This window comes from Proteus terrae subsp. cibarius, from assembly GCF_011045835.1.
GTDB classification, from domain to species: domain Bacteria; phylum Pseudomonadota; class Gammaproteobacteria; order Enterobacterales; family Enterobacteriaceae; genus Proteus; species Proteus cibarius.
The window spans coordinates 1-2,683 of sequence record NZ_CP047351.1; the positions used below are offsets into that span (position 1 = coordinate 1).

Annotated in this window: 2 protein-coding genes; both read left to right on the forward strand. The window is 41.8% G+C overall.

The window, feature by feature from the left end; all coding sequences use genetic code 11:
- Window positions 1-16: 16 nt before the first annotated feature.
- Window positions 17-661, forward strand: coding sequence for a quinolone resistance pentapeptide repeat protein QnrD1 (locus tag GTH25_RS19090; protein ID WP_012634451.1), 645 nt, complete (start codon window positions 17-19; stop codon window positions 659-661).
- A 637-nt stretch (window positions 662-1,298) separates the two neighbouring features.
- On the forward strand, window positions 1,299-1,739 hold the full coding sequence (locus tag GTH25_RS19095; RefSeq protein ID WP_015063446.1) for a hypothetical protein: 441 nt from the start codon (window positions 1,299-1,301) through the stop codon (window positions 1,737-1,739).
- Window positions 1,740-2,683 lie beyond the last annotated feature (944 nt).

Consider the following 2,683-nt stretch of genomic DNA (forward strand, 5'->3'; position numbering starts at 1 on the left):
ACCAGGTGTAGCATGTATGGAAAAGCACTTTATCAATGAAAAGTTTTCACGAGATCAATTTACGGGGAATAGAGTTAAAAATATTGCCTTTTCAAATTGTGATTTTTCAGGGGTTGATTTAACTGATACTGAATTTGTTGATTGTAGTTTTTACGACAGGAATAGCTTGGAAGGGTGTGATTTTAATAGAGCCAAACTAAAAAACGCTAGCTTTAAAAGCTGCGATTTATCAATGAGTAATTTTAAAAACATTAGCGCCTTAGGTCTTGAAATTAGTGAGTGTTTAGCTCAAGGAGCTGATTTTCGAGGGGCTAATTTTATGAATATGATAACTACAAGGTCATGGTTTTGTAGTGCTTATATAACCAAGACAAATCTTAGTTACGCTAATTTTTCTAGAGTCATATTAGAAAAGTGCGAACTGTGGGAAAATCGCTGGAATGGCACTGTGATAACTGGCGCCGTGTTTCGTGGCTCCGATCTTTCTTGTGGGGAGTTTTCATCGTTTGATTGGTCTTTGGCTGATTTTACTGGTTGTGATTTAACGGGTGGGGCGCTTGGCGAGCTTGATGCAAGGCGAATTAATTTAGATGGAGTGAAGTTGGATGGAGAGCAGGCGCTTCAGCTTGTTGAGAGTTTAGGTGTTATTGTTCACCGATAAAATCTAGGTAAAAAACGCCTAATGCCCCAATGTGGTACTAATCAAAACGGAGCGAAGCGACATCTTCATCTTGTCTTTGCTTTTCTCCATGATCAGTTATTGGGTCATGGTCTCTTAGCTCGTTAATCTGGCTAAGTTTGGTTAGGTTGGGCTTCTTTCGACACTTCGCAATCCAAGAAATCCCTAGTCCGTTGATTGGTGCTCTTATCAGGTACGCACTGTAATCTTTCGATACCGCAGCGTGATTCGGAGGTAGAGCCGGAATTTCGTTTTCCGGTACGTTTTACTACCACAATTTGCCTGTTTATCCTTTCGGAGACCGGGCTAAGTCCGAGTCAATCAAGTGGTGCATTTGGGTTAATGTCGTTGGCTGGTATTTAATGAGAACGTGACAAGCGCCTCTCACGTTGCTAAGATTGGATTGCGACGTCTAATCTGAGCAACGAATGCACAAGATTTAGAGTACCAGAGCCCTGTGATGCTGTCACGGGGCTTTGTTACATCTGGAGCTTGGTAAACCTCATAAATTCAATTCGCAACGCTCGCCGCAAGGCGTGAACTTGTTTCACGTCGAGGAAGCGGAATTTCTCGAAAGCCTTATACTGTCTCCGTTCACACATGATCGGAGGGTGTCTCTATGTCTCAATTATTTCGTTTGGCATCGCCAGAAGATTACGAATACATCGAAGAATTAAATTTATGGGAATTGTCATTTGATAAGCGACCGGTTCAAGGGGTTCGTTGTGAAGATCCGGTGATCGGGGCAGAAAAATATAATCAAGGGCGTGAAAAATTTAAGGCGTTAGCGTCACGGCATAAAAAACACTGGAAACCGAACGGATTGACCTTTTCGGAGTTGATCCGCTGGGCAATAGAATGCGGAACTCCAGAACAATGTCAGCTTGTTTTAGCGTTATACCATTGCACAAACGATGATGATTATCAGGCGATGGGAATTCAGTTAAGCCGAAGTATTGATAATGCAAATGTCAGTCCGATCATCTTTTTCACAGGTAAAAATCAACGGTTATTAGGTGATATTTCGATGCTAAAACAGCTCGAAGAAAAGGTGCGCTGACGTTAGGTTTACCTATTATTTTATGTATTATCCTATCTATTATTCTATCTCTTATTTTATCTATTTCGTCTGTAATAGGTAGAATAATACATAGAATAAGATACAGAATAATAGATAGACACAAGATGACGTTGTGTTATTTCTTACCCATTAATCCACCTGTTATTCTACCTATTACTTTACCCGTTATTGCACCCAATTTAGGTATAACGGGCAGAATAACGGGTGAAATAATGGGTAGAATCATAGTTTTACTAACTTGCACCCCATGATACTTTCAGTATCAATGCCACTCATTTTCTGGACGAAAATGAATGACATAAGGCTCCGCCCTCTGGCTATTTTCTTCGGCTGGACGCCTGCGAAAAAAACCATTCACCCAAGCCCGTCAAACTCACTGCGTTCGTCTGACCACCCCCTTTTTTCGCCCCTGTATTTGGTCGCTCAAAAATGTGGTGGTCAGACGCTTCGCTTGACGGGGGGCTTTGCCCCCAAAACGAAACACGTTCACTGGGGTTCACTTGCCATCGCTGGGGCGTGTCATTTCGTTTCGGCTCCCCCTGTTTTTCCCTTTCTTCGCTGGACGCTCATCAGGATAAAAACAAAAAGCCTACCGCCCTCGTTTTACTCGGTTGGTCAAATCGCTTCTTGCCACAAAACAAGTTTGTGACTTTCAGCGATTTCGCATCGTTTTACTTGTCAGTTTGCACGATGTTAAAAACGCACTCAGAAGCCCGCAAAACCGTTCTAAACTTTCAGCGTAGATTTGGGTGTTTTATAGGGTGATCGTGTCTTAAAATCGTTTCGAGGGGCTTTAATGGGGATGAACGGGAGGTTTTTGCTAACTAACTCGCCCGTTTAACATAAAAGGGATTGTATGAATCAATTTTAGCTAGAGTTTAAGGTTGTTCAAATTAATGTACAATGATTGCACTGTATAAATA